The organism is Persicobacter psychrovividus, from assembly GCF_036492425.1.
In the GTDB taxonomy this organism is placed as follows: Bacteria; Bacteroidota; Bacteroidia; order Cytophagales; family Cyclobacteriaceae; genus Persicobacter; species Persicobacter psychrovividus.
On record NZ_AP025294.1, the window covers coordinates 98,657 to 118,986 of the forward strand.

A 20,330-nucleotide genomic window follows, 5' to 3' on the forward strand; every position below is an offset into this window, starting at 1 on the left:
ATAAACTATACATTATTATAAGATGAGAAATAATTTACTTATTGTATTATTGCTTTTAGGTGTAAGCATTGGGTCTTGTACTTCCAACAACGACAACCCTAACCCCAATCCAAGCCAAGTGGCAGGTTTTGAGGGGATTGTCATTCCTGAAGGTTTTGAATTTAAAACCAATCAGACCATCAGCTTGGACCTGAATGATGAGGCACCCTCCCAGAATGCCTATTATGAAATAGCCTTTTTGAATACTGAAGGACAAGAAGAGGTGATCAACCGTTCTTTTATGCCAGCTAATCAAGGCACTATTGAAGTTCAATTAAATGTCCCTACCTATGCCAAGGAATTGATGATCAACAAGGTAGTCAATGGGGAAAAGGTCAGTCAAAAAACAGACATCGCAGCACAAAGCATCGTAACCTTCACCGCCAATCAAAGAATTTTGGCTTGTGAAACCAAAATTTACGGAGTAACCTACAATCACGGTGGCGGCCAGATGTTTGACATCGACCCAACAGATGAAGGGGACTACACCAGAACAGTGATTCAGAACCCAATGCCTGATGGTGGATCAATGGCCTGTGCGGTGGACAAATATAACAAACGCGTTTATGTAGGCTTCAGAAACCAACACCTGAGATACTATTCTATTGATGATGGCACCTGGACGACGGTTTCCACGAGCAGTCCATTCGGTAGAGATTACCCTCGAATGGAATATCACCACGGAAGAAATGAGCTTTGGGTAGCACATGATAAAATCATGCATATCCTCGATGCTAACACAGGACAGTCAAAAAAATCTTATGTGTTTGATGGTTTTGGCGATTTTAGTCCAGGTGGTGGCGATATCGCTATTGCGCTCGACGGCACAACCTATATGTGTACACATGCGGGCTTGTATAAATTTGTTGATTTTGATCCTAATGTTACCACGGATACGATTAAAATCGAGCGAATAAGCGCAGAGAGCCTCGATTACAGGACCACTTCATTGGCCATCGATCAGGATCAGCGCATTTATTTAGGAACCGTAAATGGCTCTCTGTTGGAATTAGATCCAAGTGACGGAAGCTACATTCTACGGAAAAAATATGATGCAGAAATCAGTGACCTTTCCGCCTTCCCCTGTACAGTGGATGAATGCCCTCAGGTAGATACCGACAATGATGGTTGTATAGACTGTGTGGATGAATTCCCTGAAGATCCTTCACTTTGTGGAACCTTCGAAAGCCCAAGTAAATTCGGCTGGGGAAGTATCGCTTTTGAAGATTTGTGGCCATCGAAAGGGGATTATGATTTCAATGATTTGGTGGTGAACTTCAGATTTAAATTGTTCATGAATGGTAATAATAAGGCAACAAAGATAGAAGTTACTGTGCTTCAGAAAGCAAGAGTAGCGAGCTTCGATAATGGCTTTGGTGTCATGTTGCCTGCCGCAGTAACAGATGATAAAATTGCTTCGGTATCTGGATATTCTTTAACCTCAGGTAACATTAATCTTAATGGAAAAGGCATTGAAGTGGGGCACAATGGCCGTGTGGTATTGATTCCTTACGATCAGTCTTCCAAAGCGGGATCGTATGGTTCTTGTTTACCGAAAAATGAAGGCAATGCGATCAAACTTTTAGTGACTTTCACGGAGCCATTGGATGTGGATGATTTTGATTTGGTGGACTTCCCATACAATCCGTTCATCTTTCAAAATGGCGTTCGCTCACATGAAATACACTTGTTCAATCATGAGCCAACTGCGCTGCATAACGGCAATATATTCAATACCGTTGACGATGACTCTAACCCATTGAATGACAAGTTTTATCAAAACAGCAGAAAGCACCCTTGGGCGCTGAACATCATCCACGATTACCGCGTGGTGAACGAAGGAATCGATATTACCAATGCTTACAATAACTTTAAAGCATGGGCTGAGTCAGGTGGTACCACTAATCAGGATTGGTACAAAGACAATCCAGGTAACCGAAATACAGAACATATCTGTACTGAGAATTAATATTTAAAAAAATGATTTTGAAAGCCAGCAAGAGTTCCTCTGCTGGCTTTTTTTGTGCCATATATGGCGATAAATCTGGGGTAGGCGTAGCGCGTATTTTATAAATATATCATCAAATTGCTAATTTTTATTTTTTAACACGCACTAAAAGGAGGGATTAGTCAGTGTCTACTGTCGAAGTGGTTGGTTAACACATAATCTTATGGAAGCTTTTACAAATGTTATCCTGAAGGGGGGGGGGCGCTAAAATGATGTGGTGATAAGTGTGCCCAAACAATGAAATGAAATTATCCGCAAAATTTATTTTTTTGGTTTCCAAATTTTTAGATAAGGGGCCAATTGTTGATATGGTAACAATCGATCATTTAAAGTGGATCATTGTTTGTAAAGTTGTATAGACAACTTTTCTTTTGTACTTTAACACTATGACAGAGCAAGTAATTAAGTACAATAGTCAATTGATCGCAAAGGACCTGTCCAAGCAGGTCACTACTGGGCAATATCAGGTAGGTGACCAGCTACCGCCTGAGAAGCAGCTGTGTGAACAGTATCAGTGCAGTAGAATGACGGTGCGCCGTGCTTTACAGACGTTGGTGGATCAGGGCTTAATTGTGCGGCATCGGGGTAAAAGGAGTAAGGTCATTCGTAACCGCAAAACGGTCGGGCTACTTTCGGTGCAGGGTTTTAGTGATTTATCCAAGAAACTAAATATTGAACCGTGGACCGAGCTGCTATCGCCTTCGGGCTTTGTGGTGATCCCCGACGAGCTGAAAGCCCTCTTTGCTGAGGCCAATGAATTTGAGTCGGCCTTAGGCGTTATGCGTAAGCGGGGGATGGATCAGGAGGCAATTTTGATCGAACAAACGTATGTGGCGGGATTGGAGGAGCTCACCGCCGGCATTCCCGATTTTTCCCAACAGTCCCTGTTTCAATTTTTGGAGCAGGATTTCGGCATCGAGATCGTCAATGCTTCCCAATCCTTTCAGGCGATCGCTTGTCCACAACAGTTAGCAACCGATTTAGGGGTGGCTGCTGATGCTCCGATCCTGCGTGTGGATCGGATGTTGCAGACCAATGATCGTGGGGTGGTGGTGTTTTCAACTGTTTTCTGTAAGACGGAACACTTTATAATTTCAGTATAATGATAAAATCAAACCATTATTTAATCGTTGGCGGCAGCACCGGAATGGGCTTTTCAGCCGCATCGGCTTTGATCAAACAGGGCGCCAAAGTGATGATCATCGGGCGTAATGCACAGACTGTCGAGCAGGCCCAACAATCCTTAGGAGCAAATTGCATTGGTTTTGTAGGCGATGCTTGCTTGGCCGAAACCACCGAGCAGGCAATCGAACACTTGCATCAGGTCTGGGGGCGTAGCGATGGTTTATACCATGTTGCTGGGGGCAGTGGACGTTCTTTTGGGGATGGTCCATTGCATCAGATGAGTATAGAAGGGTGGAACAAGACTTTTGAGCTGAATTTGACCAGTATGATGTTATCGAATCGGGCGATGATCCGCTATTTTTTGAAACACGGCATCCGGGGTAAGATCCTGAACATGGGTTCAGTTTTAGGCTTTTCGCCCAGCCCGGAATATTTCACCACCCATGCCTATGCGGCGACCAAATCAGCGATCATTGGATTTAGCAAAAGTATCGCTGCTCATTATGCCAAAGAGGGCATACAGGTGAATGTGGTTGCGCCTGCATTGGTCGAAACCCCCATGGCCAAAAGGGCGAAGGAAGATGAGCAAATACAGGATTTTATAAAAACAAAACAACCTTTAGAAGGGGGACGAATGGGGCTTGCTTCGGATTTGGATCAGGCGGTGTTGATGTTCCTTTCGTCAGAAAACAACTTCATGACCGGGCAGGTTTTGGCCGTTGATGGGGGTTGGTGTTTGTCCGAAGGGCAACTAAAATAAATTTTTTTCGGGTCGGTGCTGAGCGGTTGAGGGGTTATTTTTTATCCATATTTAAACGATTCAGTTTATGGAATATCTTCATGGAATAGATATTGGCGGGACGAATATCAAGTCGATCATTTTGGATCAACAGCGTCAAATTATCCATCAATCTAAACATCCAACAACATCCAAATGGGCGTCGGTGGTCGAACAGATCAACAGGAACGCCAGGAAAAAGTATAATATCGAGTCGGTGGGTATCGCAGCACCGGGTTTGGTCAATCAACAGAATGACCGCATCGTATGCCTGCCCGAGCGATTAGCGGGTATTGTCGATTTTGATTGGCAGTCGATCTTTGGTAATGAAGAATTTACAGTGCTCAACGATGCACATGCGGCCACGATTGCCGAATATGAATGTCATTTCGCAACCAAATATCAACACCTTTTATTATTGACCCTGGGCACCGGGGTAGGAGGCGGACTTATCCTGAATGGGCAACTGCATCAGGGTGCGCAGCAACGTGCCGGGCATTTGGGGCATACGGCCTTGCAAATGAACTTAGGGCAAACGATGACCAATATGCCGGGCAGTTTGGAGTGGCATGTGGGTAATTTTTCTGCCAAAGAGCGCAGCAATGGGCGCTTTGATGATAATCTTCAGATCCTTCAGGCTTATCGCTCGGGCGACCCGTTTGGGCAATTGCTTTGGCTCAAAATGATGGAGTCGCTTTCGGTGGGTATTAGCGGCCTGATTAATGCTTTTGCCCCCGAAGTGGTGGTACTTGCTGGTGGATTGACCCTTGCCAAAGAGGACCTTTTTGCGCCCCTTCAAAAGATGATGGATCAATATGAATGGCGCACCAATGGAAAAAGTACGCCAATTGTTGCTGCGGGCTTTGATGACTTCGCAGGCGCTATCGGTGCGGCCCTTTTTGCGCATCAACAAATCAGCACCATCAGCCAAAAATTATAAATGCTGCGGTCAGTGATTGACCGTTTGTTTTTACCCAAATTCATACATATACCTAACAAGAAAAATAATGTGTTATACAGAAAAATACCTTGATCAAATGGACCGTATCCGTCAGGTGGTTGCCGGGCAGTCTGAGGTTATAAAAGAGGTAGCGAAATTGTTCGCTCAAACGATCGCTTCGGATCATATGGTCCACCTTTTCGGCTCGGGCCACTCCCGCATGATGGTCGAAGAAATGTGGCCTCGTTATGGTTCATTTCCGGGCTTCAACCCAATCGTTGAACTTTCCCTTTCATTTCATAATTTGGTCGTGGGCGCCAATGGTCAGCGACAAGCTATGTTTTTGGAAAATGTACCGGGTTTGGCCGACCGTATTTTGCGTAATTTCGACCTTTCAGATCAAGATACAGCTTTAGTGATTTCCTCAAGTGGCTGCAACATTGCACCGATCGAAATGGCCGAAGGCTTCAAAGCCAAAGGTTTGAAGGTCGTTGCTTTGGTGTCATCGGATCATTTGGAAGGATCAGACTCCAAAGATGCTCGAGGAAAGAAATTGACCGACTTTGCAGACTATATTTTAGATACGGGTGCTCCTTTGGGCGATGCGATGATCCATATTGAGGGCCTTGATACGCCGGTCGCTCCGGGTAGTACCTTGGGCGGGGTGGCCTTAATCAATTGTATAAAAGCCGAAACGGCCGCACTGTTACATCAGATGGGCAAATCGCCAAAAGTACTCAGCAGCGGCAAAATTGTAGGACAGCAGCGGGCGACCGAACTTTTTGAGGCAGCCTACGACCAACATGCCCGATTGATTGCTAAACAATATCAAAATATTGGAGCCGATGAAGCCGTTGTATAATTTGAAGGCAAATACGGCCATGAGTAAGTTGGCAGACGTACTGGTGATCGGTAGTGGTTCCGCCGGGGCCGTCGCTGCTATATCGGCTGCTCAGTCCAAATACAAAGTGATGCTGATTGAGCGTTTGGGTTTTGCCGGAGGCACTTCAACCCAAATGTTGGACACTTTTTACGGCTTTTTTACCCCAGGAGAAAATGCCCGCAAGATTGTTGGCGGGATTCCTGATTGGGTGGTTAATCGACTGAATAAAAGTGGGGAGGTCTTTTTGCGCCCGAACACCTATGGAGCGGGTACGGGCGTAAATTATAATCCTGAACGGCTAAAAAGCGTGTGGGACGAAATGTTTATGGCTCATGGTGTGGAAGTGATTTACCATAGTACTTTGGTCGGGATTGAGCCGTATGGTGAGCAGCAAAAATGTCTGTTTTTTCATAAGGGCATTGGTATTTTTGAAGTGATTGCCAAGCGGGTTATCGATGCAACGGGCGATGCCGATTATTGTCATTGGAAGGGGCACGCTTATGAAAAGGCCGGCGAAAAGGAAGCTGCCCAAAGCCTAACGACTACTTTTCGGATGGCCAATGTAGATTTGGATAAATTTGAGAAAGCAGGAGGCAAGAAGATGCTTAAAGAGCAAATGCAGGTGGCCGTTGAAAGTGGCCGACATCCGCTGCCGCGAAAAGAAGGCTCCGCACATGAGATGAATGTGTTCGGTTGTGTATCTACCGTAGCCGTAAAGGTGGCGGGTCATGATCCTTTGGATCCGCAAAGCATGAGCTCGGCCGAGATTGAAGGGCGCCGACAGGCCTTTGTTTTCGAGGCTTTTTTCCGGGATATGGTCGCTGGTTATGAGAATGCAAAGATCATCGGTCTTTCGACACAGATTGGCGTGCGGGAGACTCGTCGGGTGTATGGAAAATATCGACTGAGTATGGATGATTTTAATCAGCGCAGACAATTCGAAGATCAGATTTTGATTTGTGGGGCACCGGTGGAAGATCATCGCAGCACACCGGACGGAGGCGCCGAAACTTATTGGAAATATGTACCTGATTACGGGGTATATGGGGTTCCTTACGGTTGTATTGTTCCTGAAAAAAGTGAGATGGATTGGGTGGTAGGTCGCTGTTTTTCGGCTACGCACCAAGCGCATGCTTCTTGTCGATCAATGGCGCAGACCATGTCGATGGGCCAAGCCGCAGGACAGGCTGCTGTGCTTTCTCTGGATCAGGATACCGACGCTTGGGGAATCAATAAGGCTGATTTGTCCAACCGTTTGCTGAAGTTGGGCGCCGTTTTGGAAATGCCGCAGGAGAGGGCTCAAATGGAAAGAAATTCGTGGTCAAAAAATAAATTGAGTAATGAAAGCTAAGGTAAGAACGATCCTCGGGGACATTGATAAAGCACAAATTGGTTTGACCTATTCTCATGAGCATATTGTGATTGATGAAGGGTTCGTGACGGCCGGTCATCCGGAATTTCTGCTCAATGATGAGCAAAAGATCAGTAAGGAATTAATGGATTTTAAAAAGATGGGCGGACAAACGGTCGTCGATACCATGCCAGCAAATGCGGGTCGTAATCCAATTTTATCAGCCAAAATAAGCCGACAAACAGGGGTGCATATGATCATCCCGACCGGTATACATTTGGAACAATATTACCCTAAAAATCACTGGCGTTATAAAATCAGCCAAAAGGAAATGACCCAGCTGTTTGTGGATGATATTACGATTGGTATGGATGCCTTTGATTATAGCAGTCCGATTGTTCAGCGAACAGACCACAAAGCAGGCTTGATTAAACTCGCCACCGGAGACGATCGATTTACCAAGCATCAAAATATGGTTTTTGAATCGGTGGTGGATGCACATCTGGAAACGGGCGCTCCTATATTAACCCACACCAATTTTGGCAAGCAGGCATTTGAGCAAGCCAAAAAGTTCAAGGAAATGGGGGCCAACTTACGGCATGTGGTTTTATCGCATGTAGATCGTAATTTGGATTTGGATGAGCATCGCCGGATCCTGGACCTTGGGGTAAGTTTGGAGTATGACAGTTTTTTCAGGTGGAAGGGAGATCAAAATCATTCTGCCGATCAGTTGATCAGTTTGATTGAGTCTTATCCCGATCAAATTGTCGTCGGGATGGATATGGCTAAAAATGCCTATTGGAAATCTTATGGAGGACAACCCGGATTGACTTATTTATATCCTAAGATCAAAGAGCTATTATATGATCAAGGCTTGGGAGAATATGTTAAGCATGTGTTTTTCACCACTCCATCAGCTATATTTTCCTTCTTTAAATAGACATATGAATTAGGTGGATGACGGCTTGGGATGAGATCGTTTTCCACTATTCATCAAATGCCTTTTTTTGGTCTGACGGTGATGCTCCCTTGCTTTGTTAACATACATCAACAGACATCTTTCAGATAATCAGGGTAATTTTTCGATTGACATTTAGCGTATCAAATGGACTATTCAGGTGTAGCAAATAAAGAATAGTTTTGGGAAGGAGGGCTTTTTAACCTTAGGGAGATGGTTGATCCTTGAAGTTCAGCAAGACCATCTAAATACGATTTTATATTTAGTCTAAGAAAGGGCTGTCCGATATGCTGAATAATATATTTGGACAGTTACTGTGCAGGTCGACGGCTGCTCTCCAAACATTTGTGCAAATATTCAAGCATTTTATCCACGTTTGGTCGGGGGTAAAGTGCTTTTTTTGTAACCATTAACACGGATATTTTTTATGGATACTAATTACAAAATCAATCTCTCGATTGTATTTTTTATGTTTTGCAGTTTGGCCACTTTCGCGCAGCCTGCATTGAATGACCAGCAAATCGAGCAGAAAGTAGATGCTTTGTTGAAGAAGATGACCCTAAGAGAAAAAGTGGGGCAGCTTAACCAGCTAAAAGGCAATTACTCAACCGACATTTACGAACAGAATATCGACCTGAATGAGGCGATTAAAAGAGGTGAAGTGGGTGCATTGACCCCATATACCAATTTGGATCAAATGAGGAAATGGCAAGAGTTGGCTGTGGACAGTTCTCGCCTTGGAATTCCGATGCTTTACGGAGCAGATGTGATCCACGGTTACCGTACGATCTTCCCGGCACCAATCGGTCAGGCCTCTTCATGGGATATGAAAAAAATACAAAATGCCGAGCGCATTGCTGCCGTTGAGGCGACTGCTGCCGGTTTGATGTGGAACTTCACTCCGATGTTGGATATTGCCCGTGACCCTCGTTGGGGACGTGTGATGGAAGGTGGGGGCGAAGACCCTTATTTGGTATCGCAGATTGCCCGTGCTCGTGTGCGTGGTATTCAGGGCGACGACCTTTCAAAGCCAAATACGATGATGGCGACTGCCAAGCACTTTGCTGCTTATGGTCGTGCCGAAGGTGGACAAGAATACAACTCTACCGAGGTTTCAGAGCGTACGCTAAGAGAAATTTACTTGCCACCGTTCAAAGCGGCTCAAGAAGAGGGTATCGCTTGTATGATGAATGGTTTCAATGCGATCAACGGTATTCCAGCAACAGCCAATGAGTTTTTGTTGAAGCAGGTATTGAGAAAAGAATGGAAATTCAAAGGTTTCATGGTTTCGGATGCCAACTCGATCTATGAGTTGATTCCTCATGGTTATGCTGCCAACAAAAAAGAAGCAGCTTATAAAGCTTTTACGGCTGGATCGGATACTGACCTTTGGGCCAATGTATATATGGAGTATTTGCCTGAATTGGTAAAAGAAGGATACATTGACGAAAAAGACATTGATGCTTCGGTAAGAAAGATCTTGATCTATAAATACAAAATGGGATTGTTCGATCATCCTTATCAGTATTTCAACAAAAAAAGATTCAAAAAAGAAATATTTACCAAAGCACACAAACAGGCTTCTTTGGAATTGGCGGAAGAGTCAATGGTATTGTTGAAGAATGAAAATCAAACGCTTCCAATCACTAAAAAAGCGAAGAAAATCGCTTTGATGGGGCCATTGGTGAATTCAAGAGAGTTCAAGGATTTGATTGGTAACTGGACCGGCTTTTCTAAGCCAGAAGATGCCATTATGCTTGACCAAGGATTCAAAGATGTTAAGGCTAAAGATCAAGAAATTATCTTCAGTCAAGCATGTGAGGCTTGGGGTAAATGCCCGGATGCTTTGATGGATGAGGCAGTTGAAATCGCTAAAAAATCAGACTTCATCGTTTTGGCATTGGGTGAGCAAGGCTATAACTCTGGCGAGTGTGGTTCTCGTGCAGACATCACTTTGCCAGGAAATCAAGAAGAATTGATCGAAAGAATCGCCGCTTTGAACAAGCCTTTCGCTGTGTTGGTCATGGCGGGTCGCCCGATGGTATTGACTTCTGTGATTGACAAAATCCCTGCTTTGCTATACTGCTGGCAACCAGGAACAATGGCCGGTGAAGCAATCGCTAATTTGGTCTTCGGTAAAAAATCACCAAGTGCCAAATTGCCAATGACCTTGCCATATGCTTTGGGTCAGGTGCCGATTTACTATAACAAGTTGAGCTCTGGTCGTCCGAAATTGGATCCTAAAGACAAACGATGGGGATTGAATTCTTGGTCAGATGTACCGAATGAGCCATTGTTCGCTTTTGGTCATGGATTGACTTACTCTAAATTTGAGTACGGTCCTTTGAAAGTAAACAAAACCACTTTCGGTCCTGAGGACACTTTGGAGGTTAGCTGCACGGTGAAAAATACGGGTAACTATGATACCGATGAGATTACTCAGCTTTATATCAGAGACATTGCTGCTTCAGTAGCAAGACCTGTCAAAGAGCTTAAAGGCTTCGAGCGTTTTTCTTTGAAAAAAGGAGAGCAGAAAGAAGTGAAGTTCACTTTGACGCTTGATGACCTTAAATATTGGAATGACAAAATGAACTTTGATGTTGAAGATGGAACCTTCAGGATTATGGTTGGCCCAGCTTCGGATAACGTGCAAGAGGTTACCGTTGAGCTAAAAGGTTATAAGTCATTCTTTAGTAAAAACGTACAATAATAGGTAAAGGGAAATGATGGCTGTTTCTAATAAATAAATAGTCATCTTTCTCTTTTTATAAAATAAATTTACTTACTAAAGTAGCAGATACAATTTTTGTATTATAGGTGTGGTAAAACCATAATTGACAGCTTTTACACTAAACACTATTTTTAAAGCTGTATGTATGCACCCAATGTCATTAAGTTAAGGATTTTGAGGGACACAGGTCTAAATTTGAAATGCTCGTAGAGGCGTTATTCTTAACGACTCACGTAACAATATGAATAAATCTAAGAGGAAACCTATAAAATCACCATTCAATTAGACGTTAAAAATAACGTCTCTACAGGATAATGCGCTTAACTTAATGACATTGTGGATGCACCTACTTGTGTATCCTAATCATTTGATTTTGGGCAGACACATAGGTCAGCCCTTACAGCAACAAACATGTAATCTATCTACACAAGTATCTGTTATTTTAAGCACTAATTTTTCACTCCTTTACAAATAGTTATGAGATTCGGATTTTTTGATGATGAGAATAAAGAGTATGTGATTACAAATCCCGAAACTCCTCGATCGTGGACCAATTATTTGGGTTCAACGGATTTCGGATCGGTTATCACCAACCATGCGGGCGGTTACAGCTTTTTTAAGTCTGCAGCACAGGGCCGTTTTATACGATTGAGATTTAATTCCATTCCGATGGATCAGCCAGGTAGATATATTTACTTGCACGATCATGAAAATAAAGATTTCTGGTCAAATAGCTGGCAGCCTGTTGGTAAGCCAGTGGATCAGTTCAAAAGTGTGTGTCGTCATGGAACGGGATATACCAAAATCGCTGCTGAATATTCAGGCATCAATAGTGAGGTTACTTATTTTGTTCCGGAGGGGAAGCATTATGAGTGTTGGATTGTAAAAGTGAAAAACGACAGCGATCGTTTCCGCAAAATGTCATTGTTCACCTATGTGGAGTACGCTGGTAACTGGAATGCACAAGATGACCAGGTAAACTTGCAGTACACCCAATATACGGTCAAGATGACTGCCAAAGGTAATTTGATTGACCACGGAACAAATGTCAATTTGCCTTCACTACCTGAAAACTTCGAAGAGAAAGATCAAGGAAGACACACCTTTATGGGGGTTTCTGGAGCTTTGGTCAAAGGTTTTGATACCGATCGTGAAGCATTTATCGGGCCATACCGCACTTACGCCAACCCATTGGTGGTAGAGCGTGGAGAATGTGGAAATACCGAAGCGGCAGGTGATAATGGTTGTGGGGTATTTCAGGTTCCAGTAGAATTGCAGCCTGGTGAAGAGAAAGAATTCGTCGTATTGATGGGCGTAGGTTCAGCAGAAAAAGAAGGTGCGGAAGCCCTTGCTACTTTCGATACGGTTGAGAAAGCCAAAGCCGCTTTTGAGGAAGTAAAAAACAACTGGCACCGCAAAATTGAAAGCCTTTGGGTGAAAACTCCAGACGCTTCTTTTGATAGCATGATCAATACGTGGAGCCCTTACAACTGTTTGATCACTTATTTCTGGTCGCGTGCAGCATCCTTGATTTATAATGGTGAGCGTGATGGCTTGGGGTACCGTGATTCGGTTCAGGATGTGATGGGTACTGCCGCTTTGATTCCTTCTGAAGTTCGTGAGCGTTTGATTTTGATGCTTTCTGGTCAGGTAGCCAATGGTGGCGCGATTCCAGTGGTGAAGCCTTACGCGCATTTCCCTGGTGAAATGTCGGCACCAAAAGCCGAGGAATACCGTTCGGATGATGCGATGTGGTTGTTCAATGCCGTGCCATTGTATGTTCGTGAAACAGGCGATGTTGATTTCTACCAATTGGAAATTCCTTTTGCCGATCAAGGTTCTGCAACAGTTTTTGGTCACTTAAGAAGAGCGATTGAGTTCAACTTGGATCGTCTGGGAGCGCATGGTTTGCCATGTGGATTGTTGGCCGATTGGAATGACTGTTTGGAATTGGGACAAAAAGGAGAGACCGTTTTTGTTGCTTTCCAATTGCGTTACGCCTTGAAGGTATATGGCGAAATCGCCCAAATGCTTAATCAAGAGACCGAACAATCATGGGCAGCGGAGCAGTTGGCCATTATTGATAAAAATATTGAAGATCACGCCTGGGATGGTGAGTGGTTCTTGCGTGCTTTCCGTGATGACGGCATGAAGTTCGGAACCAACGAAGCCGAAGAAGGAAAAATCTTCTTGAACCCACAAGCATGGTCAGTGATCAGTGAGTACGCTCAAGGAACACGCGCCGAGCAAGTATTGGTTGCTGTAAGAAAGCAATTGGCGACCGATCACGGAATCATGGTTTGTACGCCTCCTTTCGTGAAGACCGACTACCGCGTGGTTCGCGCCACTTTGATGAACCCTGGTATGAAAGAAAATGCAGGTATTTTCAACCATACTCAAGGATGGGGAATCATGGCTGAAGCGATGGTAGGTAATGGCGATCAGGCTTATGAATATTTCAAAGCGACCAGCCCGGCCTCTTATAACGACCAGGCGGAAGTTCGTCAGATTGAGCCTTATGTGGTTTGTCAATCGACACACTCTAAGCACAGTCCTCGCTTTGGTGCCTCTCGTGTGCCGTGGCTTTCGGGTGCAGCTACTTGGTTGTACTTCTCTGCTACGCAACATATTTTGGGTGTTCGCCCTCAATTGGAAGGTTTGGAAGTGAATCCATGTATCCCGTCAAGCTGGGATGGCTTCGAATGTAGCCGTTTGTTCAGAGACAAAAAGATCAATATCAAGGTGCAAAATCCTAACGGAAATTGCAGCGGCGTAAGCCATATCCTCATCGGAGATCAACGCATCGAAGGAAGTCTGATTCCTAATGAATTGTTGGCCGATCAGATGGAAGTCTTGGTGGTGATGAAATAATTTTTAGAAAACACTGGTTCAGGCGTCTGGCTTGGATCAGTGTTTTTTTTAAACCAAAAATGAGACGGGGTATTGGTTTGTCCTGTTGCCGTAGGGACGTTGCATGCAACGTCCGTACCGTTAGGCACAAAAATAAGCACCTCATGAAAAATACAAAGGGGGTTTGGTTTGTCCACGGATTACGCAGATTTCACAGATTTTTGGGATGAGCTGTATTTGATCCTTGCTCACAGATCAGTAATTCTAATAAAATAAAAAATCAAGGTAATCCTGTAAATCAAGGTAATCATGGCTTATAATCCTCCAACATTTATAAGATAATCATAAGCAAAAAAATGCCTCAGATTCCAACCGAACCTGGGGCAACAAGCATTAAAACTTCAAATTATACCGACAATTTAAATCGCTTTTTGTGTCTCCAAATATTTCACTAATGCCTCAACATAGTAGTAATCGGCATAAGACAACGGCGTATCTACTTCCGAATTTCTTGGTAGATTACCCACACTGTGTTTCAATAAGAAATGACCATTTTCACCTACTTTAGCCAAATATTGATTGCTGCTGAGGGTGTTTAAAATTGTACTCGCCTGATCAAAATATTGCTTGCCTAATGTCTCATCTTTGGTAAATTGTGACAAGTCAATAAAAGCTGAAGCCATTACCGCACCCGCTGAAGCATCCCGGTAGGTATTTGGGATTTTGGGATCATTGAAATCCCAATAAGGAACGCCATCGGCAGGGTAGTTCGGGTTGGATAGGATAAAGCCGGCAATGTGTTTGGCCTGCTCCAAATACACCCGATTTTTGGTGTAACGGTACATCATCGTGTAGCCATAAAGGCCCCAAGCCTGCCCCCGTGCCCAACTGCTTTCATCACTCAGCCCTTGTGCAGTATTTTTGTGCAAAACCGATCCGTTTTCAGGATTATAATCAATCACATGGTAAGAACTGTAATCTTGTCGGAAGTGATGTTTGATCGTCGTTTGTGCATGTTCGTTGGCGATTTTCAATAAGGAAGAGGATTGCCCCTCTCGTTCTCCAACCCACGTAAGCAATTCCAAATTCATCATATTATCAATGATCACAGGATATTTCCACCCCCTGCGGCCATCCCAATCCCATGATTTTATGGCCCCCACATTAGGATTGAAACGTTTGGCTAAAGTATAGGCGCCGGTGATCAAGGGTTCGAGAAATTTTTCGTTCTTCGTGATTTTGTAGGCGTTGCCATAACTGCAAAAGAGCATAAAGCCAAGGTCATGGTGTCGTGTTTCATTTTTGACGGAGTCCAGTTCAAGGGTTTTAGCGGTAGCCAAAGCTTTCCACTTTTCGTCCTTAGTGGCCTCATACAAATACCACAATGTTCCAGGATAAAAACCACTGCACCACCAAAATTTGTCGCTATTGATCATTTTTCCTCCTTCAAATGATCTTGGAAATTGCGCTGGAGGCATTTGTTTAACCATCCCCTCATATTGCAGAGCACACTGAGCAATGGCCTGTTTGGCTTTCTGAGTAGAAAATGTTGGGCTCTGAGCTGTGCGCCGTTCTTGACTACAGCTAATCAGAAGCAAAATAATTGAAAAATAAGTAATGAAATATCGCATAAATTCTATATAAAAAATATCCTTGATCACTGAAGACAAAGGAGTGCCCTAATGCCTTATTCAATAATCTCGTTAGATTGTGTCGCTTTGAAGAGGATAAATGGCCATTTGAAGTGTATATTTATCAGTGGTGAAATGGTCTGGAAAATATTTTGCCAAATGGGTATAATTTTATTTTATGTTTTTTAAATATCAAGTCTAAGCTGTTTATTTATAACAAATATAGACGGGTATGATAACACATGATACAACAGTAAGCCAGTGGCTTTTGGATGATGATTTTTTTCCTGTAGTGGAATATACCGGCCCGCTTCCTTTTCCGATGGCGTTGGAGCGTGCCGATACCTCACAAACCGAGGATCCTTATTTTCTTTTGGGGAATTATAGGTTATTACTATTACCACACGTCAGTGGGAAATATCAGCTGATCACCGGTGAGCGTTCGTGGGGAAGGCTCAATCAAGGAAAGCAAGATAACAGTGGGGCGAATCACCTGTTTGTTGAATGGGATGGGCAGAAAATAGACCTGACAGACATCTACCAGGATACGGTTCAAGTTCAGCGTAATTTCCGTTGTGGGGTTGGATATGTGATTTGGGAGTATGCTTTTTCAGGAATTGTAATTACCAAAAAAATAACCATTAGACCGTCGCTGTCCGTAACGGGGGGGCAGTCAATCATGCAGGTGGATATTGAGATTAAGAATGATAATCCACAAGCGCATCAATTCCTGCTTACCGATGTGATTATTGCTGATTATGAAATGAATTATCAGCAGAATTGGCCAAAAAAGGTCGATTATAAAGCAAGACAAAAGGACAATAACAGTGATTTTTGTGCGGTTGAATTCGAAACAAATCCACGTGAACCCTTTTTGTGGAAAGACAAAAATAGCATCGCTGAATATGAAGGATTTCCGCCTGTGCTTTTTATGGGGTCAAAAGATAAAGCCTCTATTGAACATAATGTGGATGCAGCAGGAAATAGTCTTCAAGCCATTCATGAAGTGAATTTGAAAGGGGGAGGAGTGCAGTCTTTCAGTTATCAATTAGGATTCAGTTTTGAGGAGGATTATAAAGCTGAATGGAAAGCATTCTGTGAAGAAAAAACGCCCGTGGCTGACCAATGGCAACAGGTACTTCCTACATTTGAAACAGATAATGAGCGACGATCCGAGCTGTTATGGCATGCGCACACTTTAGAGGCTCTATCCCAATATTCACGCTATTTTCAGGAAACCAAAACGCCACAGGGCAGTCAGTATGATTTTTTGTGGGGGCTGCATGCGAGTGTCAGAGATCATCTTCAGCATTTATTGCCGATGTGTTATTATAACCCAACGGTGGCCAAGTCTGCTTTGCGCTATGCGTTAAAAAAAGAAAACGCAAGAGGGCAGGTGCCGATTATGGAGAAAGGATTTGGTTATCAGACCGATGATGTTTACATACAGTCTGATAATCAATTGTTTTTATTGCATGCGATCAATGAATATTTGCGCATTACGGGCGATAGCGAATTTTTGTATGAGGTGCTTCCTTATTATCCTTTGGAAAGCAAAGCCGAAGGGACGGTGCTCGATCATATCGAAAAAATGGTTTTGTTTCTTCGTGATGAAATAGGCCTGGGGCCACGAGGTTTGGTGCGATTGCTGAATTCGGATTGGAATGATGACCTTCACTTTGTGTTGGCCAATGAGCCTTTCAACCGAATGTATGAAAAGTCAGAATCGCATTTAAATACGACCATGGCCATTGTGATGTATCAGCAATTTGTTCAAAATCTTTCCTCCTTGAAGCCCGCTGATGAATATACCTATCAGATTGATATGCTGAAATCCATTGCCCAAACGCAGGCGACGGTTTTGTATGAAAATATAAGGAAGGACCTTGGGGGAGCTTCGTTTTTCAAGCGTTTCTATTGGGTGGATCAGCCGATCGGGAATGAGGAAGTTTATATGTGGCCACAGGCCTTTGGTTTGCAGATTCCATATTTGGATGTTGAGCGGAAGGCGAAAATGATTGAGGTGGTCAATGAGCGATTGGTGTTCCCCGAAAAAGCGGGTGGGCGACTGATGGAAGGACCTTTGCCATTTGTAAAGGAACATTATTGTAAAGACGGCTGTGGGGAGAATGGCGCCTTTTGGTTTGCTCCTTATGCCCAGTATGTTATCGGTGTGGCGCAGGTGGATTTAAACTTGGCTTGGGAACTTTTTGACCGAATGAGCCTCCAGCATATCGGGCAGGCCTTCCCAGATTTTTGGTTGGGGCAATGGACCGCATCAGATTATATCAACAGTTCGATTTCTGAAACGCAGGGACATGCCTATAACATGCCTTACAATGCTCATGCGCATGCTTATCCGCTTTATACTTATTACCGATTGAAGGAACTGGAAAAATAGATAGGTAAGTATGTGAGGTGTTGATTTGTCCACAGATTTACACAGATTATTTTAAGAATATGACATTTGGTTCAAGCGTCTCGCTTGGATCAAATATTTATAGGAAGTCTATTTAATTTGATCAAGAACTTTGAAATAATAACGAATGAAAAATATAGAAATGAACTGGACGCTGGGGCATCATGCTGAAAAAGAGCAGATGCCATCCGCTTGGGTAGAAGGGAATGTTCCAGGCAATGCGCAATTGGATTGGGCGCGAGCAAATGACTATGCTGATTATCATTTTGCGGATAATTACAAGCAATGGGTATGGATGGAAGATTGCTATTGGACTTACCAAACGGCTTTGGATATCCCAACATCAATCGAAGGTCAGGCCGTTTATTTTCAGGCCAAAGGCATTGATTATGAGTGTGAAATTTACCTTAATGATCATTTGCTTACTCACCATATTGGTATGTTTAGTGAGGTCAAGGTTTTGCTGACACCCTACCTGAAGAAAGAAAATAACCTGTTGAAGGTGGTGGTTTTTCCTATTCCAAAATCGCATCACAACTCCTATGACCGTACACAGGCAGTCCTTTCAGCCAAGCCTGCCGTGAGTTACGGATGGGATTGGCACCCACGATTGGTTCCTTCGGGGATTTGGGATGAGGCGGTTTGTATCGTTACAGCGTCACAAGCGGTCAAAAGCATGGTTGTTGATTATGATCTGAATTTAGAGCAACATGCTGCAAAGGTAAATCTTGAGCTTGATTTCTGGGGTGGAAATTTGGTTGGTGGATCATATTTGCTGCAGGTGATGGACCAAGACAAATGTGTCAAAGAGTTACCATTCAAAGGTTATTATACCAACTTCGAGCTAACCGATCTTAAATTGTGGTGGTGTGTTGGCCATGGTGAGGCATTCCAGTATGATTTTGTATTGACCGACCTGGAGACCGAGCAGCAGATCAGCCGCAAAGTAGCTTTCCGTCAGGTGGCCTTGGTAATGAACGAAGGCGCTTATGAGCGTACCAATACGTTCCCAAAATCCCGCAGTTGTCCTCCGGTACAGATGGAATTGAACGGGCAAAAAATCTTTCTGAAAGGAACCAATTGGGTAAATCCTGAGATTTTCCCGGGGACCATCACCGATGCCCGTTACCATGAATTGATTGATTTGGCATTGGAGGCGAATATGAACATTTTGCGTGTTTGGGGCGGAGGAATCGTCAATAAAGACGCTTTCCATCATTATTGTGATGAGAAAGGAATGTTGGTTTGGCAGGAATTCCCATTGGCTTGTAACGATCACCCCAACGAAAAACAATACCTGAAGGTATTGAAATCTGAGGCTACAGCGATTGTTAAGCGACTGAAGCAATTTGCCTCAACCGTTCTTTGGTGTGGGGGAAATGAGTTGTTCAACAGCTGGTCGGGCATGACTGATCAGTCGCATGCTTTGCGCCTATTGAATAGCATTTGTTTTGAGCATGATCCAAATACACCGTTTTTGCCTACGGCTCCAGTAATGGGAATGGGGCATGGGCATTATGCTTTCTTCGATGAAGACACCCAGCAGGATGTTTTCGAGTGGATGTTCTCGGCAGATTGTACCGCTTACTCAGAATTTGGAATGCCGTCTCCGGCTTTCGAAAATACCATCCAAAAGATCATTCCTGTAGAGGAACAATTTCCTCCAAGGCCAACCGAGGCTTGGAAAGCCCATCACGCCTACGGCGCATGGACCGAGCAAACGTGGTTAAATGCACACATCATCGAAAAATATTTCGGTAAAAGTGAAGATTTATCTACGCTGGTAGCGCGTGGCCAGCAGCTGCAAAAGATTGGGTATCAGTGTATTTTTGAAACAGCACGTCAGAAACAGCCATATTGTAGCATGGCCCTGAATTGGTGTTTCAATGAACCTTGGCCAACAGCGGCCAACAATTCTATTGTTGATTATGACAATCAGATCAAGCCCGCATTCTACAGCATCAAAGACGCTCTTCGCCCGGTTTTGGCCAGTGCACAATTCCAGCGTTTCTCTTATGATGCAGGCGAATGGATGGAAATGGATTTGTGGATGCTCAACGATGGTCAGCAGCAGTTTGACGGCCTGAATATGACCGTTACGGTTTGCTTTGGGGAAGAATGTCAGCAACAATATTGGAATGGTATCGCCGTAAAACCATACGAAAATACGGTAGGGCCACGCTTGCGAGTGAAGATTCCACAGAATCACCAAGGTTTATTTAACATAAAATTATCGGTGGAAAACCATTCTTCCCTGGATAGCACCTATGACTTAGTGGTTAAGCAAATGGTAAAGTGGAAGGATGCCGTGGCCGTGTTGAATATTTGAGTTATTCGTGTTCTGCCTTGTATTTTAACTTTCATGTTTTAGGAAAATTAAAAAGCTCAGATAAAATTGGTCATTATCAATGTTGACGGCTTTGGTCTCTCCAAATTATTTTCTGAAGGATATTGATAAGACAGACCAAAATAGAAAAATAATAGTTAGTCGTAATAAATTATAGTCAGGTCGGGGTATTTAACCTCGACCTTTTTTTATGGTGCGTGAGGCGGATGAGTTCACAGCATCAACAAGATCGTCAGTCTGAGTAGATGATGAGTAATCTCACAAAGTTTA

At 43.6% G+C, this 20,330-nt stretch carries 12 protein-coding genes; 11 read left to right on the top strand and 1 reads right to left on the bottom strand.

Going from position 1 to position 20,330, the window contains the following annotated elements:
- Nucleotides 1-22 precede the first annotated feature (22 nt).
- The 9 genes from AABK40_RS17695 to AABK40_RS17735 all read left to right on the top strand — a co-directional run bounded on the left by AABK40_RS17695 (nucleotide 23) and on the right by AABK40_RS17735 (nucleotide 13,684).
- Entirely contained in the window at nucleotides 23-2,008 is a 1,986-nt protein-coding gene (locus tag AABK40_RS17695) for an LruC domain-containing protein (RefSeq protein WP_338398809.1), read from the top strand.
- Between the two features lie 425 nt (nucleotides 2,009-2,433).
- The gene (locus AABK40_RS17700; RefSeq protein ID WP_338398810.1) at nucleotides 2,434-3,150 is read left to right on the top strand and encodes a GntR family transcriptional regulator; all 717 of its coding nucleotides are present in this window, start codon (nucleotides 2,434-2,436) and stop codon (nucleotides 3,148-3,150) included.
- Nucleotides 3,150-3,932 carry an SDR family NAD(P)-dependent oxidoreductase gene (locus tag AABK40_RS17705; protein WP_338398811.1) on the top strand — a complete coding sequence of 261 codons (783 nt, stop codon included), beginning with the start codon at nucleotides 3,150-3,152 and terminating at the stop codon, nucleotides 3,930-3,932. Before AABK40_RS17700 ends, AABK40_RS17705 begins: the two co-directional genes overlap by 1 nt.
- Nucleotides 3,933-3,999: 67 nt before the next feature.
- Complete coding sequence (locus AABK40_RS17710) at nucleotides 4,000-4,890, top strand: ROK family protein (protein ID WP_332921719.1); 891 nt, start codon at nucleotides 4,000-4,002, stop codon at nucleotides 4,888-4,890.
- Nucleotides 4,891-4,957: 67 nt separating this feature from the next.
- Nucleotides 4,958-5,752, top strand: coding sequence for an SIS domain-containing protein (locus AABK40_RS17715; protein ID WP_332921720.1), 795 nt, complete (start codon nucleotides 4,958-4,960; stop codon nucleotides 5,750-5,752).
- A complete protein-coding gene (locus tag AABK40_RS17720) occupies nucleotides 5,736-7,124 on the top strand; it encodes an FAD-dependent oxidoreductase (protein ID WP_338398812.1) in 1,389 nt (462 codons plus the stop codon). The genes AABK40_RS17715 and AABK40_RS17720 overlap by 17 nt, the downstream gene beginning before the upstream one ends.
- Nucleotides 7,114-8,064: a phosphotriesterase family protein gene (locus tag AABK40_RS17725; RefSeq protein ID WP_338398813.1), complete on the top strand. Its 951-nt coding sequence runs from the start codon at nucleotides 7,114-7,116 to the stop codon at nucleotides 8,062-8,064. Before AABK40_RS17720 ends, AABK40_RS17725 begins: the two co-directional genes overlap by 11 nt.
- 445 nt (nucleotides 8,065-8,509) lie before the next feature.
- Nucleotides 8,510-10,792, top strand: coding sequence for a beta-glucosidase BglX (bglX, locus tag AABK40_RS17730; protein WP_338398814.1), 2,283 nt, complete (start codon nucleotides 8,510-8,512; stop codon nucleotides 10,790-10,792).
- 498 nt (nucleotides 10,793-11,290) lie between these two features.
- A complete protein-coding gene (locus AABK40_RS17735) occupies nucleotides 11,291-13,684 on the top strand; it encodes a glycoside hydrolase family 94 protein (RefSeq protein ID WP_338398815.1) in 2,394 nt (797 codons plus the stop codon).
- A gap of 398 nt (nucleotides 13,685-14,082) precedes the next feature.
- On the opposite strand, the gene AABK40_RS17740 is transcribed toward AABK40_RS17735, so the two are convergent.
- On the bottom strand, nucleotides 14,083-15,294 hold the full coding sequence (locus tag AABK40_RS17740; RefSeq protein WP_338398816.1) for a glycoside hydrolase family 88 protein: 1,212 nt from the start codon (nucleotides 15,292-15,294) through the stop codon (nucleotides 14,083-14,085).
- A 232-nt stretch (nucleotides 15,295-15,526) separates the two neighbouring features.
- Here AABK40_RS17740 and AABK40_RS17745 point away from each other — a divergent pair, with 232 nt between their 5' ends.
- Both AABK40_RS17745 and AABK40_RS17750 read left to right on the top strand, forming a co-directional pair.
- Nucleotides 15,527-17,695 (top strand): GH36-type glycosyl hydrolase domain-containing protein, encoded by a 2,169-nt coding sequence (locus AABK40_RS17745; protein WP_338398817.1) that lies wholly within the window; start codon nucleotides 15,527-15,529, stop codon nucleotides 17,693-17,695.
- Between the two features lie 145 nt (nucleotides 17,696-17,840).
- Nucleotides 17,841-20,042, top strand: coding sequence for a glycoside hydrolase family 2 protein (locus AABK40_RS17750; RefSeq protein WP_338398818.1), 2,202 nt, complete (start codon nucleotides 17,841-17,843; stop codon nucleotides 20,040-20,042).
- Nucleotides 20,043-20,330: the final 288 nt, after the last annotated feature.